Origin of the sequence: Solwaraspora sp. WMMA2056 (assembly GCF_030345095.1) — a bacterium.
GTDB lineage: Bacteria > Actinomycetota > Actinomycetes > Mycobacteriales > Micromonosporaceae > Micromonospora_E.
In genome coordinates this window covers 2,520,778-2,539,425 of the sequence record NZ_CP128360.1, presented here as the reverse complement: position 1 = coordinate 2,539,425, position 18,648 = coordinate 2,520,778, and the positions used below count along the sequence as shown (strand labels likewise).

At 73.3% G+C, this 18,648-nt stretch carries 13 protein-coding genes; 5 read left to right on the top strand and 8 right to left on the bottom strand.

The features are described from left to right. Positions 1 to 22: 22 nt before the first annotated feature. From O7608_RS11670 to icmA, 7 genes are all read right to left on the bottom strand, one after another. Positions 23 to 1,042 (bottom strand): tryptophan--tRNA ligase, encoded by a 1,020-nt coding sequence (locus O7608_RS11670; RefSeq protein ID WP_289209972.1) that lies wholly within the window; start codon positions 1,040 to 1,042, stop codon positions 23 to 25. A 103-nt stretch (positions 1,043 to 1,145) separates the two neighbouring features. After that, positions 1,146 to 2,438 (bottom strand): arginase family protein, encoded by a 1,293-nt coding sequence (locus O7608_RS11665; RefSeq protein WP_353850526.1) that lies wholly within the window; start codon positions 2,436 to 2,438, stop codon positions 1,146 to 1,148. A gap of 8 nt (positions 2,439 to 2,446) precedes the next feature. Further along, positions 2,447 to 3,388, bottom strand: coding sequence for a tetratricopeptide repeat protein (locus O7608_RS11660; protein WP_289209971.1), 942 nt, complete (start codon positions 3,386 to 3,388; stop codon positions 2,447 to 2,449). Positions 3,389 to 3,394: 6 nt separating this feature from the next. Beyond that, complete coding sequence (locus O7608_RS11655; protein ID WP_289209970.1) at positions 3,395 to 6,460, bottom strand: FtsX-like permease family protein; 3,066 nt, start codon at positions 6,458 to 6,460, stop codon at positions 3,395 to 3,397. After that, positions 6,457 to 9,588, bottom strand: a complete 3,132-nt coding sequence (locus O7608_RS11650) for an ABC transporter permease (protein WP_289209969.1) — start codon at positions 9,586 to 9,588, stop codon at positions 6,457 to 6,459. Before O7608_RS11650 ends, O7608_RS11655 begins: the two co-directional genes overlap by 4 nt. Before the next feature lie 5 nt (positions 9,589 to 9,593). Next, the gene (locus tag O7608_RS11645) at positions 9,594 to 10,505 is read right to left on the bottom strand and encodes an ABC transporter ATP-binding protein (protein ID WP_289209968.1); all 912 of its coding nucleotides are present in this window, start codon (positions 10,503 to 10,505) and stop codon (positions 9,594 to 9,596) included. Positions 10,506 to 10,601: 96 nt separating this feature from the next. After that, complete coding sequence (gene icmA, locus O7608_RS11640) at positions 10,602 to 12,290, bottom strand: coenzyme B12-dependent isobutyryl-CoA mutase large subunit (RefSeq protein WP_289209967.1); 1,689 nt, start codon at positions 12,288 to 12,290, stop codon at positions 10,602 to 10,604. A gap of 213 nt (positions 12,291 to 12,503) precedes the next feature. Between icmA and O7608_RS11635 the strand changes: the two genes are divergently transcribed. The 5 genes from O7608_RS11635 to O7608_RS11615 all read left to right on the top strand — a co-directional run bounded on the left by O7608_RS11635 (position 12,504) and on the right by O7608_RS11615 (position 17,908). After that, positions 12,504 to 14,051, top strand: coding sequence for an arylsulfotransferase family protein (locus O7608_RS11635; RefSeq protein WP_289209966.1), 1,548 nt, complete (start codon positions 12,504 to 12,506; stop codon positions 14,049 to 14,051). A 20-nt stretch (positions 14,052 to 14,071) separates the two neighbouring features. Further along, complete coding sequence (locus O7608_RS11630; protein WP_289209965.1) at positions 14,072 to 15,001, top strand: LLM class F420-dependent oxidoreductase; 930 nt, start codon at positions 14,072 to 14,074, stop codon at positions 14,999 to 15,001. Positions 15,002 to 15,252: 251 nt separating this feature from the next. Then, a complete protein-coding gene (locus tag O7608_RS11625) occupies positions 15,253 to 16,044 on the top strand; it encodes a putative endonuclease domain-containing protein (protein WP_353850524.1) in 792 nt (263 codons plus the stop codon). Positions 16,045 to 16,145: 101 nt separating this feature from the next. After that, entirely contained in the window at positions 16,146 to 16,799 is a 654-nt protein-coding gene (locus O7608_RS11620) for a GntR family transcriptional regulator (RefSeq protein WP_289209964.1), read from the top strand. Positions 16,800 to 16,882: 83 nt separating this feature from the next. Then, positions 16,883 to 17,908, top strand: a complete 1,026-nt coding sequence (locus tag O7608_RS11615; protein WP_289209963.1) for a 1-aminocyclopropane-1-carboxylate deaminase — start codon at positions 16,883 to 16,885, stop codon at positions 17,906 to 17,908. A gap of 19 nt (positions 17,909 to 17,927) precedes the next feature. On the opposite strand, the gene O7608_RS11610 is transcribed toward O7608_RS11615, so the two are convergent. Continuing rightward, entirely contained in the window at positions 17,928 to 18,632 is a 705-nt protein-coding gene (locus tag O7608_RS11610; RefSeq protein ID WP_289209962.1) for an ATP-binding cassette domain-containing protein, read from the bottom strand. Positions 18,633 to 18,648: the final 16 nt, after the last annotated feature.

Genomic DNA, 18,648 nt, shown 5'->3' with positions numbered 1-18,648 from the left:
CGGCAAGGCACGCTGTCAGCGCCTACCCGATGCCGACGGCGTCGCGCACCCGCTCCAGCAACGGTCGGGTCTGCTTACGGGCCTTGTCCGCGCCGTGCGCGAGGAGGTCGTCCAGTTCGCTGCCAGGTGCCATCAGCGCCTCGTAGCGCTCCCGCAGCGGCGCGAACTGGGCGATCAACGCATCGGTCAGCTGGGCCTTCACCTCGCCCCAGCCCATCCCACCGGCCGACAGCCGTGCCCGGGTCTCGGCAACGACGTCCGTCTCGCCGAACCGCTCCAGCAGCGTGAAAACAGCAGCCGAGTCAGGGTCCTTCGGCTCCTCGACCGGCACGCTGTCAGTCGGGATCCGCCGGATCATCTTCCGCAGGGCGGCGTCGGACTCGAACAACGGAATCGTGTTGCCGTAGGACTTGCTCATCTTCCGTCCGTCGACGCCGGGCAGGGTCTGCGCCGAGCCCTCATCCGGTATGACGGCAGCTGGGATCTTCAGCCTGAATCGATCGCCGTAGACGGCGTTGAAGGCACCGGCGATGTCAGCTGCGTACTCAACGTGCTGGACCTGGTCACGGCCAACCGGCACCACATCGGCGTCCATGATGAGAATGTCAACCGCCATCAGCACCGGGTAGTTGAACAGGCCCATGTTCACACCCGCGTCCAGATCCTCCTTGCCGGCCGCACGGTTACGGTCGCGCGCCGCCTTGTACGCGTGCGCCCGGTTCATCAACCCCTTGCCGGTCAGGCAAGACAGCACCCAGGACAGCTCAAAAATCTCCGGGATGTCCGACTGACGATAGAAAGTGGTGCGGTCCGGGTCGAGGCCGGCCGCGAGCCACGTCGCGGCCACCGAACGGGTGTAGTGCCGCAACAGATCGCGGTCACGGATCGTCGTCAATGCATGATAGTCCGCAATGAAGTACAGAGACTCATAGCTGTCGGCCAGCCTCAATGCGGGAAGGATCGCGCCGATGTAGTTGCCCAGGTGCGGCTCACCAGTCGGCTTGATACCAGTCAGCGAGACCTTACGCGCCGTCGACACCATGGACAGGAGACTACCGTGCGGCAACGTCGATCTTCGGCCCACACCCGATGTTCGGGACACCCGAGCGCACAGCGCAAATCTCCCCGGCGTCTTTGACCAGGATCTACTCCGTGGCGGGCGGGGCGGGCACTTCGTCGGGCGTCGGCTGCGGTGTCGGGTCGGCGGAATCCGCGACAGCGGGCCGTGGGGACGGCGCCGGTCGCCGTAGCCGTCCCGGCTTGGTCGCCCCACGCGGCGCGATCCGGTCGGCGATCGTCAACGTCACCGGCGGGACCGGTGGCACCGCAGGTCGCAGCGCCGCCACCGCCGGAGCGTCCGGCTCGGCCGACCCGGCGGCGGTCGAGGTGGTCGCGGTCGAGGCGGCGGCCGGAGCTGTCGCCGGGACCGCCGGGACCGCAGCCGGGGCCGCCGGCTGCGTGGCCGGCGACGGCGAGGTCTCCGGCGCCGGCGACGGCGAGGCCGTGGCCGCGTCGCCGGCGGGCCGGTCACCGTGCACCGGGCGCAGCCCGGCGACCAGGGTGGCGACGATGTCCGCCGCATAGCTGCCGTCCGGGTCGTAGTCCGGGTCGAAGACGGTCAGCTCGACACCGAGACAGTGCGGCGTGTCGACCAGCTCCGCCAGCAGCAGCTCCAGCTCGGCGAAGGCGATGCCACCCGGGTCGGGGGCGTCGACGGCCGGCATCACCGCCGGGTCCAACACGTCGACGTCGACGTGCACCCAGTAGCCGGCGCAGTCGACCAGCTGGTCCCGGGCCCACTGGGCGCTGCGCGCCGCGCCCTCGGCCCGCAGCGCCGGCACCGGCCGGGTGACGATCCCGGCCGCCTGCAGGTCGAGCCGGTACTCGTCCTGGGCCCGGATGCCGAGCACCACCACGTCGACGTCGCGGAAGTACGGCCGGCGGCCCTCGATGGCGGCCAGGTCCGGCTGGCCCCGGCCGGTGACCAGGGCCAGGTCCTCACCGGCCGCCGCGCCCACGTAGGAGGCGTTGCCGGGGTGGCGGAAGTCGGAGTGCCCGTCGACGAAGACCAGCCCGATCCGGCCGCCGACGGACTCACCGAGCCGGTGCATCGCCAGGGCCGCGCCCAGCAGGATCGAGCAGTCGCCACCGAGGACCACCGGAAACTCGCCGGCGTCGATGATCGCCCCGATCCGGCCGGCGAGCGCCGTCGAGTACGCCGAGATCGACCCGGCGTGGCACACCCCGTCACCGGGGCGCCAGTCCGCCGGGTCGAACCTCGGTGGAGTGAGGCAGCCGGCGTCGCGGGCGCCGAGCCGGGCCACCAGGGCGTGGTCACGCAGTGCGCCGGGCGCTTTCGCGCAGCCGGGCACCGACGTCTCGGTCGGCGGGCGCAGACCGAGATTCGACGGTGCGTCAAGAACGGCTATCCGGCGCATCGCGCGGCTCAGAACAGCGCGCTGGCCAGCGCGCGGCGAGCCTTGATCACTGCCGGATCGTCCGGGCCGGCCACGGTGAACAGCGAGACCAGGTGCTTGCGGATGGTCTCCCGGTCGTCGCCGGCGCTGCGCCGGATCAGGTCGATCAGCCGTTGGTAGGCCTGATCGGCCTGGCCGCTGAGCACCTCGACGTCGGCGGCGAGCAACTGCGCCGCGACGTCGTCCGGCGCGGTCCGCGCCGCGTCGAGCGCCGCCGCCGGCTGCACCCCCTGCACCCGCCGGGCCAACCCGACCTGCGCCAGCCCGGCCTCGGCGGCGGCGTCGGCCGGTGCCTCGTTGAGGATCTTCCGGTACGCCTGTTCGGCGGCGTCCAGGTCACCCATCATCAGGGCCTCGTCGGCCGCACCGAGCATCGGATCCTCGGGTGCCTCGACGGCGACGCCACCGGCCTTGAGCACCGCGCCGATCCACTGACGCAGCTGGGCCTCCGGGACCACACCGGCGAATGCGTCGACCGGCTGGCCACCGACCACCGCGTACACCATCGGGATCGACTGCACCCGGAACATCTGGGCCAGCCGCTGGTTGCTGTCCACGTCGACCTTGGCCAGCACCCAGGCGCCGCCACCTTCGGCGGCGAGCTTCTCCAGCACCGGGGAGAGCTGCTTGCACGGTTGGCACCACTCGGCCCAGAAGTCGATGACGACCGGTGTGGTCATCGAGCGTTCCAGGACCTCCGACTGAAACGTCGCCTCGGTGACGTCGATGACGGCGACACCGCCGCCGGCCGGCGCATCTGTCGGACCGCTCGGACCGGCGGCCGGACCGCCACCGGCGCTGGTCGGGGCCCCTGTGCCGGGACGCGGGGCGGCCGGCGCGGCGCTGCGCAGGGAGCTCAGGTCTACCGCGCCGCGGGTGAAGATCGACGGGGTGGTACGTGGGTCGCTCATGGTTACCTAGTCTCGCACGCGAACCGCACGTCCCAACGCCAGCGCCACCGCTGCGAACAGCAGCATGACGCCGATCACCGGAACCAGTACGGTGGCCGGCCGGGGCCAGTCGACCGGGGCGAGCGCGACGTCGCCGTCGGTGGCGACCGGCAGATTGTCGCCGGTGACCCACCAGGCCAACAGCGCGGCGCCGAGCCCGGCCACGGCGGCGAGCACCACCGCCGGAAGCGCACTCCAATGCAGCGACCGGACCGCGATCCGGGTCGGCAGCCCCTGGACGGTCAGCGCCGTCAGGTCCTCGCCCCGACGTCGCCGTTCGACCACCGCCAGCAGCACCATCCCGGCGCAGGCCAGCACGACCGCGAGACCGGCGGCGAGCAGATGGAACCAGATCGCCAGGGCTGGCGCCGTACTGTCGAGCCGCTGCCGGATCCGCTCGGGGGTGACCTCGCCGGTCACGGTGAGCCCGGCGGCGTCGAGCCGCTCGGCGACGTCGGCTGGGGCGTCCCCGCCGAGCCACACCTGGGCCGCGTCGAGCACGGTGTTCTCCGGCACCGCCCGGACCGCGTACTCCAGGTCGACCAGCAGGCCACGGGTGCCCAGGGCCGGCAGCATCCCGACCGGCTCGGCGGTCACCGACTCCACCGGCGCGCCGGTCTCCAACTGGATGGTGGTGCGTTTGAGCCCCTGCGGCCGGTCGTCGGCCGGGGTGACCAGAGCCGGCAGCGGGACCGGGACGTCGGCGGGCAGGGTCCACGGGTCGGCGGCGTCGCCGGGGCGTACCCGCAGCCCGGCCGGGTCGGCCTCGACGGCGGCGCCGGAGGGCCGGCGCCAGCGGGACCCGTCAGCCAGCGCGGCAGCGTCGAGCAGCGGCGTCCCGTCGACGGCCAGCCCGGTCACCGTCACGTTCGGGACCACCCGGAAGGTGCCGTCCGGCGAGGTCGCCCCGCCGGCCGGCTCGGGCCGGACGGAGAACCCGGCCAGCTGGCAGCCGTCGGCGCACTCGACGGGCAGCGGATGAAAGCGCTGCCCTTCGCCGGCGGTCACCGACGCTGTGACCAGGCGTCCCGACGGTGACCGCAGGTGCACGGTGAACCGCACGTCGCTGACCGGTGTGGCGTCGCCGTCCGGCGGTTCGTCTCCGCGACGCCCGGGGGCGGCGACGGTCAACTCGACGGTCAACTCGGTCCCGTCGACGGCGATCGGCGCGGCGGCGGGGGTCCGTAGCAGGTCGGCGACCTCGGCCGCACCGGCGGGGCCGAACTCCGGCCGCCAGCGGGCGGTGGCGGCCAGCGCGGCGGTGTCGGCCAGCAGCACCGGGACGTCGGTACCGGTTCCGGTGTCGGCGCTGGTCCGTCCGACGGCCATGGCGTACCTGCCGTCGGGGTCGACGCTGCGCACGGCGGTCAGCAGGGTCCCGGCGTCGACCGGCAGCACGGTCAGCGCCCGGTCGGCGCCGGCCTGCACCTCGGCCCGCGCCGACCGCGACTGCTCCGCCACGTCGAACGCGACGGCCGCGTAGCCGGTCACCGCGACAGTGACCGTGAGCAGGGTGAACAGGCGTTGACCGGCCGGCTGGCGGGCCAGGTGCAGCAGCCCCAGGGCGGCGGCGAGCTGGCCCCGGCGCAGGGCGGCGGCACCGAGTCGCCCGGTCAGTGGTGCCACCAGCCGGGCGGCGACCAGCGCCACGGTCACCCCGATCAGCGCCGGCACCAGCAGCGACAGGCCGACCAGTTCGCTGTCGAAGAGCCGCAGCTGGGCGACGGCGACCACGGTCAGGGCGAGCATGACCGCTTCGGCCAGCAGTGACGCCCAGAGCCGGGTCCGGGGCGGCACCCGCCGCAGCAGGTCGACCACCGGGCTGGCCAGTTCCCGACGTTGGGCGAGGACCGCGACGGCCAGCGCGCCGACGAGCGTGGCGCACCCGGCCAGCACGGCCGTACCGGAGGTGACCGGCGCGAACCGGCCCTCCTCCAACCGCAGGCCGGCGAGGACGCCGACGAACACCGACCCCAGCAGGTAGCCGACCGGTGCGCCGAGGGCGATCGCGACCGCCGGTTCGCCGGCGGCCAGCAGCCAGCGGGCCCGCCGAGGCGTGCCGCGCAGCGCGAGCAGGCCCAGTTCGGTACGGCGGGCGACGGTCCCGGCGGCGACCGCCATGAAGACGACGAACAGGCAGAGGATCACCAGCGGTACGGCGGCGACCGGCACCACCTGGCGGGTCAGCGTCTGGGCTGCGGCGATCCGGTCCAGCAGCGGGCTGACCCCGTCGACCAGGTGGACGAACCCACCGCCCTCGACGCTGAGCCGCTCACCGACGTCGACGAGCTGCCGGTCGAGGGCCGCCAGCCGCTCCGGGCGCAACGCGTCGTCGCTGGCCAACGCCTCGACGCTACGGAAGTCGCCCGGCCGGTCGATGTCGTCGACGGTGAACCGACCGGTGAAGACCGGCTCACGGTAGGCGTCCAGGGTGCCCGGGACGAAGTACGGCGTACGGCCCCAGTAGAGCGCCTGCGGATCCAGCGGCGCGTAGAGGCCGACCACGGTGACCTCGGCCGGCGCGCCCGCCGGCCGGTAGATGCGTTGCCCGGCGTCGTACTCGGCGACGGTGACGGTCAACCCCTGTCCGGGGACCATCCCCAGCCGGCGGGCCGTGTCGACGCCGAGGACGACCTCGTACGGCGAGACCAGGCAGCGGCCCTCGACCATCCGCAGGTTGGCGCAGACGTCCTCACGGAAGACCAGGTACGACACGTCGGTGGGGCCCGGTTCGACTCCGAGGATCGGCGACTGCACCGAGTAGACGGTGCGGAAGCCGGGCAGGTTACCGACGGCGGCCGTGACAGCCCGGAACGAGCCCTCCTGGTCGGGCAGCAGGGTGGGGACCGACAGGCTGACGCTGCGCTGCGACCGGGCGGCGGCCGACGTCTCCGCCGCCACCACGGCCCGGTCGGCGGCGGCGAGGTACGCCGGGCCGGTCACCGCCGCCGCCGTGGCGAAGACGCTGAGTACGAAGACCACGATCGCCTGACCTCGCCGGGCGGCCACCATCGACAACAGCAGTGGGATCATCGGTGGCTCCGGTCGGCGGGTCGGGGTTCGGCGCTGGCTCCGGCGGTGCCGGATTCACCGGCAGCCGATTCGACGGCGCGGACCAGCCGGTGGCCCGCGAAGACGGCGGCGCAGCCGAGCACGACCGTCGCGGTGACCAGGGTGATCAGCAGCGGCACCGGTCGCGGGCCGATCCGCAGCGGCAGCACCGCCCAGTTGTCGACGAACACCGGCATCGTCTGCAGCACCGGCAGCCGGGCGACGACGGTCACCAGCAGTCCGACCGCGACCGCGAGCGCCCCGGCGACGACGTACCCGCCGTAGGCGATCCGCGCCACGGCGGCGGCCGGCAGGCCCTGCGTCCGCAGGGCGGTCAGTTCGGCGGCCCGGTCGCCGCGTTCCACGGCCGCTACCACCATCAGCGCGCCGGCCGCCAGCAGCAGACCGATGAGCCCGGCCGCCAGTTGGAACCGCAGCGCCGACGGCGCCCCCTGACGGCCCAGCTGGCCGAGCATGTCGGCGTAGGACTCGACGCCGACCACCGTCAGGCCCTGCGCGGTGAGCCGGTCGACCAGGTCGGCGGGGGCGTCGGGGGCCAGCCACACCTGGGGTACTTCGCCCCGGCCGGAACCGCCGGCCAGCCGGTCGGCCAGCTCCAGGTCGACGAGGTAGCCCCGGAACCGGGCCTGCGGCAGCGCGTCGGCCACCGCCACGTACCGCACCGGCAGGGCGTCAGCACCGAAGACCTCCAGCCGAGGGTCACCGGGCAGCTCCGGAGCGAGCTTCGGCCCGGAGCGCACCACCGGCAACGGGACCGGTGTCTCGATCACGTGGACGTGGGTGGACCGGTCCCGAGCCGGCCCGGGCGCGGTGACGGTCAGGCTGCCGTCGGCGACGGTCAACGCGGGCCCGATCGCCCCGGGCGTCACCGGGCCCCGCCAGTTGCGCAGATCGGTGAAAAAGTCGCGGTCCACGGCGGGTGTGGTCCCGCCGGCCAGTTCCCACAGGGTGACCGCGACTCCGTCGGCGGCCGGCACCGGGCGACCGTTCCAGCCCGGTTGACGCAGTTCCAGTGAGGCGAGGCGGCAGCCGTCCGGTCCGCACCCGTCGACCGTCGCACGGTGTTCGGCGGGGGTGGACCCGAGCGGGCCGAAGACGACCGTCACCGGATCTCCCGTCTGGTCGACCAGGTGGGCCAGGACACTGACCGGTACGTCGGCCGGCCCGGCCGCGGTCAGTCGCAGCTCGCCGTCGGCCACGGCGACGCTGGTGAGCGGCGCGGCCAACGCGGCGGCCACCTCGGCCGCCGCCGGCCCGTACCAGGGGTGCCAGGCGGCGACGGCGGCGAGCCGTGTGCTGTCCACCGCCAGGATCTGCTGGGCCGAACCGGTGCTCACCACCGCCATCGCCTGCCGGCCGGACGGGTCGGCCGCCCGGACGGCGGTGAGCAGATGGGTGCGGCTGCGGGCCTGCACGGTCAGGACCTGGTCGGTGCCGACGGCGTGGGTCGCCCGGGTGGTGCGGGCGTCGACCGACTCGGTCCAGCCGGAGATGGCGGACCCGAACAGCGCCACCGCCACTGTGAGCAACGCGACCAGGCGGGCGGTGCCCGGGCGGCGGGCCAGATGCAGCGCGGCCAACGCGGCGGGTAGCCGGCCCTGGCGCAGCAGGGCGGCACCGGCGCGGGCCGCTCCCGGGGTGGCGAGCCGGCCGGCGATCAGCGCGATGGCGAGCGCCAGCAGGGCCGGGGCGAGCAGCACCAGGCCGCTGACCTCGCCGGGCTCGGTGGCGGCGGTGTACGCCTGGTACAGCCCGGCTGCCGCCACCGCGACGGCGACCAGGTCGACGGCGTCGGCCCGCCACCCCCGGTGCCGGGCGGGGACGTGCCGGAGCAGGTCCACCACACCGGCCCGGCCGTTGCGCAGATCGGCGGCGATCGCGGCGACCAGTGCGCCGGCGACCGCCGTACCGGCCGCTGCGGCGGCAAGTCGGGCGGCGGCGGCCAGCCGGTCCGGGTCCGGGCCGGCACCGGCGAGCAGCCGGGCACAGAGCAGACCGGCGGCGAGGCCGACCAGTGCGCCGACGAGCATCGGCAGCCCGCTCTGCCCGATGGTGAGCAGCCAGACCCGCCACCGGGCGCCGCCCCGGAGTTTGACCAGTCCCAGGTCCCGGCGGCGGTGCTCGGCGGTGTGCTGGACGGCGAAGAACAGGGCGAACCACGACAGCAGGAGCAACTGCCCGGCGGCCACGCCGACACCCAGGTTGACCAACTGGCGGTGCCGGGTGATCTGGTCGACCAGGACGGCGGATTCGGTACGGGTCAGCCAGCGTCCGCTGCCGCCGCCGGCCGATCGGCGCAGTTCGCTGGCGACGTCGACGCCGTCGACGAAGGCGGCACCGGGCAGGATCAGGTGATGGTCGACGGAGAGCGTCGCGGCCGGGGCGGCGGCGAGGGTGCCGGCGGTGGCGAAAACCGGATCCCCGCTCTCGGCTTCCGCGTCGTCGGTGCCGGCTCCGGTGCCGAGCAGGCCGAAGGCCCAGTACGGCGAGAGCGGGTCGGTGACCTGGTAGGTCCCGGTGACGGTGAGGGCGATCGCCGCCTGGCGACTCGCCTGGTGGGTCAACCGGTCCCCGACGTCGACGCCGAGCCGCTCGGCCGTCCGGGAGCTCACCAGGACGTCACCGGGGTCGCGGGGGCAGCTGCCGGTGATCGTCAGATTCGCGCAGACCTGCTCCCGGTGTACCAGGTCGGCGGTGAGGCCGAACTCTCCCGCGGCCAGGGTGCCGGTGTTCCACATCGAGCTGCTGGTTTGCGCGTCCGGGAATCCGATGGTCGCGGAGCCACCGTAGCGGGCCTGGTCGAGCAGCTCGTCGCCGGCCGCGTCGAGGGCGGCCCGGTCGCTGGTCGTGGGGTCGACCACCTGGTCGCGGTCCAGGCCCGGGGCGTCGCGTTCGATCCGCCCGGTCGCCCGGGCAGCCAGCTGGCCCGGCCCGGCGTCGGCGACGGCCGCCTGGGCGACGGTGCGGGTGGCCGCGGCGGCGTACCAGGGGGCGGCGGTGGTCGCGGTCACCGCGAGCGCGGTCAGCACCAGCAGGGCGACGGTCTGGCCGGCGCGGGACCGCAGCGCCCCGACGATCAGTGCGAACATCGCGGTCAGTCCACAGTGGCACTGTTGGTGGCACCGGGCGGCGGGCCGGGCGGGGCGGCACCGCCGGGCAGCAGGTGGGGCGGCGCGGCGTCACCGCCGACGACCAGCGTCACCGCGCCGTCGACCTGCGCCACCCGCAGCAGCGTGCCGGGTGGAAAGTCGCCGAGCACCTCCGGCGGCAGCTGCACCGTACCGTCGCCGGCGACCACCGCGAAGTCCTCACCGTCGCGACCCTCGGCACCGACCCGGCCGTCGCGGATGGTCACCGCCCGGCCGAGCCGGGCACCGACGGCGGCGTCGTGGGTGACCACCACGATCGTGGTGCCCCGCTCGGCGTTGACGGTCTCCAACGCGTCGAGCACCTCGTCGCGGCCCCGGGTGTCGAGCTGACTGGTCGGTTCGTCGACCAGCAACAGGCCGGGCGAGGCGGCGACGCCGACGGCGAGGGCGGCCCGCTGCCGGGCACCGGGCGTCAGCTCGGCGATCCGGTCACCGCCCTGACCGGGCAGCCCGACCAGGTCGAGGATGCGGTCGGGATCGTCCAGATCGACACCGGCGGTGGCGGCGGCCCGCCGCTGCGCCAGCCACACGTTGCGCCGCAACGTCGCGTACGGCAGCAGGTTGCGCACCGCGCCCTGCAGCACCACCCCGATCTGCGTACCCCGCATCCGGGAGATCTCCCGGTCGGAGAGCTTGCCCAGGTCGTACGTGCCGACGCTGACCCGACCGGCCGACGGGCGCATCAGCCCGGCGAGCAGCGCCACCAGGGTCGACTTGCCGGAGCCGGAGGGGCCCACCAGGGCCAGCATCTCGCCCGGATTGATCGTCAGATCGACGCCGGAGAGCGCCACCACGTCGCCGGCCTCGCCCCGGTAGATCTGCACCACCCGTCGACAGCTCACCGCAAGTCCCGTCACGGCGTACTGCCTACCACGATCATGCTGGGCCCGCTGACCCGGAAGAGGTCCACCCTAGGCCGGCGGCCCGGTTGGGCAGGGGGATCCTCGGCAGGGTCAGAAGCGCGCCGGCTCGTGGTAGACGCCCCACTCGCCGCGCAACGCGTCGCAGATCTCCCCGAGGGTCGCCTCGGCGCGGACCGCGTCGAGCATCACCGGCACCATGTTGTCGCCGCTGCGGGCGACCGCGACCAGCTCGTCGAGGCTGCGACGGACTGCCGCGTCGTCGCGGTCGGCCCGACGGGTGGCCAGCAGCCGGCGCTGCGCGGTCTCCACCTCGTGGGAGATGCGCAGGATCTCCAGCTCCTTCGCGACGGTGCCGGTGTGACAGTTCACCCCGACGATCTTCTTGTGCCCCGCTTCCACCGCCTGCTGGTAGGCGAACGCCGCTTCGGCGATCTGCCCGGTGAACCAGCCGTCCTCGATGCCGCGCAGGATGCCGGAGGTCATCGGACCGATCGGGTGCGGGCCGTCGCCGCCGAGCTGGCGGATCCGGGCGAAGATCTCCTCCGCCTCGGCCTCGATCCGGTCGGTGAGCGCCTCGACGTACCAGGAGCCGCCGAGCGGGTCGGCCACGTTGGCCACCCCGGTCTCATCCATCAGCACCTGCTGGGTCCGCAGGGCGATCTCCGCCGACTCGTCGGTGGGCAGTGCCAGGGTCTCGTCGAGGGCGTTGGTGTGCAACGAGTTGGTGCCGCCGAGCACGGCGGCGAGCGCTTCGACCGCCGTACGCACGACGTTGTTGACCGGTTGCTGCGCGGTCAGCGACACCCCGGCGGTCTGGGTGTGGAACCGCAGCCAGAGGGCGCGTTCGTCGGTGGCGCCGTACTCCTCGCGCAGCCAGCGGGCCCAGATCCGCCGGGCGGCCCGGAACTTGGCGATCTCCTCGAAGAAGTCGACGTGCGCGTCGAAGAAGAAGCTCAGCCCGGGGGCGAAGCGATTGACGTCCAGGCCCCGGGAGAGCCCGAGCTCGACGTAGCCGAAGCCGTCGGCCAGGGTGTACGCCAGCTCCTGCGCGGCGGTGGAGCCGGCCTCCCGGATGTGGTAGCCGGAGACCGACAGCGGCTTGTAGCGCGGGATCCGCTCGGCGCAGAACTCCATCAGGTCGCCGATCAGCCGCAGGTGCGGCTCGGGGGCGAACAGCCACTCCTTCTGCGCGATGTACTCCTTGAAGATGTCGGTCTGCAGCGTACCGTCCAGAGTGGCCAGGTCGGCGCCCTGGCGTTCGGCGGCGACCAGGTACATGCAGAACACCGGCACCGCCGGACCGGAGATGGTCATCGACGTGGTGACCGCCGCCAGGTCGATGCCGTCGAAGAGCACGTCCATGTCGGCGGCGGAGTCGATCGCCACGCCGCAGTGGCCGACCTCGCCGAGCGACTGCGGGTCGTCGGAGTCGCGGCCCATCAGCGTCGGCATGTCGAACGCCACCGACAGCCCACCGCCGCCGGCACCGAGGATCATCTTGTACCGCTCGTTGGTCTGCCGGGCGTTGCCGAACCCGGCGAACTGCCGGATCGTCCAGGTCCGCCCCCGGTAGCCGGTCGGATACAACCCCCGGGTGTACGGGTACTCGCCCGGCCAGCCGATCCGCTCGAAGCCGGGGTGGTCGGTGCCGTCGAGCGGACCGTAGACCGGGTCCACCGGCGTACCGGACAGCGTGGTGAAGTCCGCGTCCCGCTTCTTCGCGGCGTCGTAGCGGGCCTGCCAGCGGGCGCGGCCGGCGGCGATCTGTTCGGCGTCCATCGGGGCCTCCTCGTCGTACGGCGACTCCGAGTCTAGAGGCACACTGAACGATCGCTAAGCCCACTGGGTGGGAACCGGCGTCGGCTCCGGCCGGTCGACCGGCCGGAGCCGGGACCCGCGCATGATCGCCTCTCGATCGCTCGGCAACCTACCCAGGAACCACACAGCGTCGATGCAGTTTGAGCCCAGTTGGCGATGGCAACGTAGCCCGACATGTTTGCCGACCGCGACGACGTTTCCTCGACCCGACGATTCAGCCGGCGTGGTCTGCTGGGTGTCGGCGGCGGCCTGCTCGCCGCCGGAGCGACCGGGGCCGCCGGGGTCGGACTGGGGCGACGCTCGGCGGCACCTTCGGCCGCACCGGCACCACCCGAGGCCACGCCGGACCGGATCCGCAGCTACGTCACCCGGCCGGACCTCCGCATTCCGGTCGTCGAGACGACCGTCGACGGCCCGGTGACCGACGGGTTGATCTTCCTCACCCCGGCCGCCGGTGCCGGCGGCCGGGGCCCACTGATCGTCGACGGCGACGGTGAACCGGTCTGGTTCCGCCAGGTGGCCGGGCCGGCCGATGTCGCCGTCGACCTGCGGGTCCAGCAGCTCGCCGGTGAGCCGGTGCTGACCTGGTGGGAGGGTGCGATCACCAGCGGCATCGGCGGCGGCGAGTTCGTCATCGCCGACACCGCGTACCGGGAAATCACCCGAATCCGCGCGGACGGTGACCTGCCGACCGACCAGCACGACTTCATCCTGACCGACGACGGTACGGCGCTGTTCTTCGTCTACGAACTGGTCGCCGCCGACCTGTCCACGGTCGGCGGCATCACCGACGGCGCGCTGTACGACGGGGTGGTCCACGAGGTGGAGGTCGACACCGGCCGGACCGTCCGCCGCTGGCAGGCCCGCGACCACGTACCGCTCACCGAGTCGTACGCCGATCCGCCCGCCGACGACCGGACCCGCACGCCGTACGACTTCTTCCACCCCAACTCGGTTGACGTCGACCACGACGGCCACCTGCTGATCTCGGCCCGGCACACCTGGACCGTCTACAAGATCGACCGCGAAAGCGGAGCGGTGCTGTGGCGACTCGGCGGCAAACGCAGCGACTTCGCCCTCGACGAGGGCGCCGACTTCTCCTGGCAGCACGACGCCCGACGGCGCTCCGACGGCACCATCGGGATCTTCGACAACCGGGCCGGCATCAGCGACGAGGCGGACCAGTCACGCGGGCTGATCCTCGCCGTCGACGAGACCGGCCGGACCGCGTCGGTGGTCCGCGAGCTGCCGCCGCCGGGCAACCTGCTCGCCCGCACCCAGGGCGGGGTGCAGGAGCTGCCCGGCAACCGTTCGTTCGTCGGCTGGGGTGCCGAGCCGCACTTCTCCGAATACACCGCGGACGGCACCCTGGTGTTCGCCGGTCACCTGCCCGAGGACAACGGCTCCTACCGGGCGTACCGGTTCGACTGGACCGGCCGACCGAGCGGCCGGCCCGCCGTCGTCGCCGAGGCCAGCAGCGGCGACGCGGTCACCGTGCGGGTCAGCTGGAACGGTGCCACCGAAGTGGCCAGCTGGCAGGTGCGCGGCGGTGCCCAACCGGACGGGTCGACCGTGCTCGGCGAGGCCGACCCGACCGGTTTTGAGACCACCGTGACCGTGCACGGTCCGGTCGCGTACGTGGTGGTCGACGCGCTCGACGCCGATCGGCGGACCCTGGCGTCGTCGGTCACTGTCCCGGTGCCCCCGGCCGAGGGCACCTGACCAGGCATATGCTCGACGACGTGGACTTGCGGATCTTCACCGAACCCCAGCAGGGCGCCAGCTACCAGCAGCTACTGGCGGTGGCCCGATGCGCCGAGGACGCCGGCTACGACGCGTTCTTCCGCTCCGACCACTACCTGGTGATGGGCGACGCGGACGGGCTGCCCGGCCCCACCGACGCCTGGACCACCCTCGCCGGGCTGGCCCGCGACACCAGCCGGATCCGGCTCGGCACCCTGATGACCGCCGCCACGTTCCGCTACCCCGGCCCGCTGGCGATCACCGTCGCCCAGGTCGACGAGATGAGCGGCGGTCGGGTCGAGTTCGGCCTAGGCGCCGGCTGGTTCGAAGCCGAACACACGGCGTACGCCGTGCCGTTCCCACCGCTGGCCGAACGGTTCGACCGGCTGGCGGAGCAGCTGGCGGTCATCACCGGGCTGTGGGAGACGCCGGTCGGCGACACGTTCGACTACTCGGGCCGGTACTACCAGGTCACCGACTCCCCCGCACTGCCCAAGCCGGTCCAGCGGCCCCGACCGCCGGTGCTGATCGGCGGCAAGGGACGCAAGCGGACCCCGCAGCTGACCGCCCGCTACGCCGACGAGTTCAATGTCCCGTTCGAGGGCGTCGCCGAGTCGGCCCGGCTGTTCGCGCAGGTCCGCGCCGCGTGCGCGACCGGCGGCCGCGACCCGGACAGCCTCCGGCTGTCCAACGCACTGATCCTGTGCTGCGGACGCGACGACGCCGAGGTCGCGCGGCGGGCAGCGGCGATCGGCCGGGAGCCGGACGAGCTGCGCGAGAACGGTCTGGCCGGCACGCCGGCCGAGGTCGTGGAGAAGATCGGCCGGTACGCCGAGATCGGTGCCCAGCGCATCTACCTGCAGGTGCTGGACCTGGCCGACCTCGACCACCTCGAACTCGTCGCCGCCGAGGTCGCCCCGCAACTGTGACGGCGGCGCTCGACGGCGACCCGTCACCGGGCGCTGGTGCGTCCCGGTTGTCCCGGTCGGGTTGACTCTCGCGGCGAGAATCGATGGATGTGGCTGTCCCAGCGCTTGCCTGGCCCTTCCGCCGAAGATCTCGACTGGCTCGTGTTCGAGCAGTCCGGTGTGCTCAGCACGAGGCAGGCCGTCGAGCATCTGGGCCGGTCGGGGCTGCGGCGCAGGCTGGACCGTGGTCAGCGGCGGCGGATCTGCTCCGGGTGGTGCTGACCCACAACGGTCCGTTGACCGCTGGTCAGGCGCTCTGGGTGGCGGTGCTGCTGGCCGGTCCGACCGCACTGCTTGCCGGACTGACCGCCGCCCGTGAGGGTGGTCTGCGCTTCACCGGCCCCGGTCCGATCAGAGTCCTCGTCGACAGCGACCGGCAGTACCCGGACCTGCGTCGGCGGCTGCCGCTGGACATGCCGGCGATGGTGGTGCACCGGACCGGCGTGCTGCCTGACGATCACCGCCAGGTCGGGCGCCCGATGCGGACCAGCATGGCGCGGTCGTTGGTGGACGCGGCCGGCTGGGCCCGGTCCGACGATGAGGCACAGGCGATCGTCGCCGCCGGATGTCAGCAGCGTCGGGTCACCCCGGCGGAGATCCTCGCCGTGCTGCGGCGGATGCCCCGGGCCAGGCGACGCCAGCTGATCAGCGTCACCGCCGTGGACGCCGACGGTGGTGCGACGGCGCTGTCCGAGATCGACTTCATCCGACTTTGTCGACATCACCGGCTACCGCTACCGGACCTGCAGGAACGGCGACGTGGCCGGTCCGGCCGGCTGCGCTACCTCGACGCGTACTGGCGTCAGTGGCGGCTGCAGGTGGAGGTGGACGGGGCACACCACATGGACGTACGCGAGTGGGCTGCCGACATGAAGCGGCAGAACGACGTGTGGATCGCCGGCGACCGAATCCTGCGCTTTCCTGCCTTTCTGATCCGCTCCCGACCGGCGGAGGTCGTCGACCAGGTACGTGGTGCGCTACGGGCTGCCGGCTGGGCTGGCTGAACCGATTACCTGCTGGCGATCTAGAAGGATTCTGGTCGATATACCGGCCAGATTCTTCTAGATCGCTGGCGACGGGACGACTTAACATCTAACATTTCAGTGTGCCGTTGCAGCCTGTGCCCCGAACGCTGCTGCGCGACAGCGCGTACGCGGCCATCCGTGACGCCGTCGTGCGCGGTGACCTCGCGCCCGGGGTCGCCGTACGCGATCAGGACCTCGCCGAGCAGCTCGGGCTCTCCCGGGCACCGGTGCGCGACGCACTCGCCCGGCTCGCCGACGAAGGGCTCGTCGAACGCAAGCCGCAGAGCCACACCCGGGTCACCCCGCTGGTGCCGCACGAGGTCCGGGACGCCGCCGCCGTGGTGCGCGCCATGCACGAACTCGCCGCCCGCACCGGCGTACCGGCTCTCACCGACGCTCAGGTGGCCACGATGCGGGCCGCGAACCGCCGGTTCGCGGCGGCCTGCGCGACCGGCGACCTCGACGCCGCGTTGGCCGCCGACGACGACCTGCATCAGGTCCTGGTCGACGCGGCCGGCAACCGGGCCGCCGCCGCGACCATCGCCCGCTACACGCCGTTGATCCGCCGGTTGGAGCGGCACCAGTTCAGCCCGGCCGGCGCCACCCGGTCGGTCGCCCTGCACGAGCAGCTGATCGACGCGTGCGCCGACCGCGACGCCACCCGCGCCACCGAGATCACCGCGCTGATCTGGCAGTCGCTGGTGACCCTCGCCGCCGACCCGACGCTCACCTGACCTGCCCACCGCACCTGACCTGCCCACCTCGCCTGACCTGCCCACCTCGCCTGACTCACCCACTGACGTACCGGGAGACCGACATGTCGATCACCGCGTTCGCGCGCCACCCGCTGCTGTTCGGCCCCTCGCCGGTGCACCGGCTGGACCGGCTCACCCGCCACCTCGGCGGGGCGGCGGTCTGGGCCAAACGCGAGGACTGCAACTCCGGCATCGCCTACGGCGGCAACAAGACCCGCAAGCTGGAGTACCTGGTCGCCGACGCGCTCGCCACCGGCTGCGACACGCTGGTGTCGATCGGCGGTGTGCAGTCCAACCACACCCGGCAGGTCGCCGCCGTCGCGGCACACGTCGGGCTGAAGTGCGTGCTGGTGCAGGAGAGCTGGGTCGACTGGCCGGACGCGGTCTACGACAAGGTCGGCAACATCCTGATCAGCCGGCTCGCCGGAGCGGACGTACGGCTGGTGCGGGCCGGGTTCGACATCGGCTTCCGCGAGAGCTGGGAGCAGGCGCTGCAGGAGATCACCGACGCGGGCGGACGGCCGTACCCGATCCCGGCCGGGGCCTCCGACCACCGCCTCGGCGGCCTCGGCTTCGCCAACTGGGCGTACGAGGTGGCGCAGCAGGAACAGCAGCTCGGTGTCTTCTTCGACACCATCGTCGTCTGCTCGGTCACCGGCAGCACCCAGGCCGGCATGGTCGCCGGGTTCGCCGCGCTCGCCGAGGCCGGCGCCGGGGCGCGGCCCCGGCGGGTGCTCGGCGTCGACGCTTCGGCGGCCCCGGACCGCACCCGTGAGCAGGTGACCCGGATCGCCCGGCAGACCGCAGAGCTGATCGGCGTACGCCGGCCGATCGGTGCCGACGACGTCGAGTTGGACGAGCGCTACCACGCCGGTACGTACGGCATCCCCGACGAGGCGACCCTGGACGCGATGCGGCTCGCCGCCCGTACCGAGGGCATGGTCACCGACCCGGTGTACGAGGGCAAGTCGATGGCGGCGCTGATCGACCTGGTCGGCCGGGGTGAGATCGACCGCGACGCGACCGTGCTCTACGCCCACCTCGGCGGCCAGCCGGCGCTCAACGGCTACAGCGCCCTGTTCTCCTGACCCGGGTGTCGGGGGCCGGTCAGGCGTCGGGAGACCTCTGGTCCGGGTCGGGCCAGGGCCGGACCAGCTCCGCGCGGCCGTCGAGCAGGTGCAGCTCGGCGTCGCAGGCGGCCGCCGCCTCCGGGTCGTGGGTGGCGAAGACGACGGTGGCACCCCGGTCGGCCTCGGCCCGCAGCAGTTCGAGGACCAGCTGGCGGTTGGCCGCGTCCAGTTCGCTGGTCACCTCGTCGGCGAGCAGCACGTCGCCGCGCAGCGCCAACGCCCGGGCCAGGGCGGTGCGCTGCTGCTGCCCACCGGAGAGCTCCTCGACCAGCTGCTCGGCCTGGCCGGCCAGGCCGAGCCGGTCCAGCGCCGTGTGGGCGGCCCGGCGGGCGTCGACCGGGCTCAGCCCGACCGCCATCAACGCGACCTGCAGGTTCTCGCTGGCGGTCAGGACGGCGGCCAGCCCGTTGTCCTGCGGGACGAGCACCACCTTGCGGGCGACGGCGTGGTCCCGGTCGCGCAGCGGCTCCCCGCCGACCGACACGGTCCCGGCGGTCGGGCGCAGTGCCCCGGCCAGCGCGGCCAGCAGCGTGGTCTTGCCGGCACCGGACGGGCCGGTCACGGCCAGCAGCCGACCCGGCCGCACGGTCAGGGAGACGTCGCGCAGCACCGGCTCGGCACCGCCGTGGCCGAGGGTCACCGCGTCGAGTTGGACGCTCGCGTGATCGACAGTGGTCTGCACCCGGTGACCCTAACGC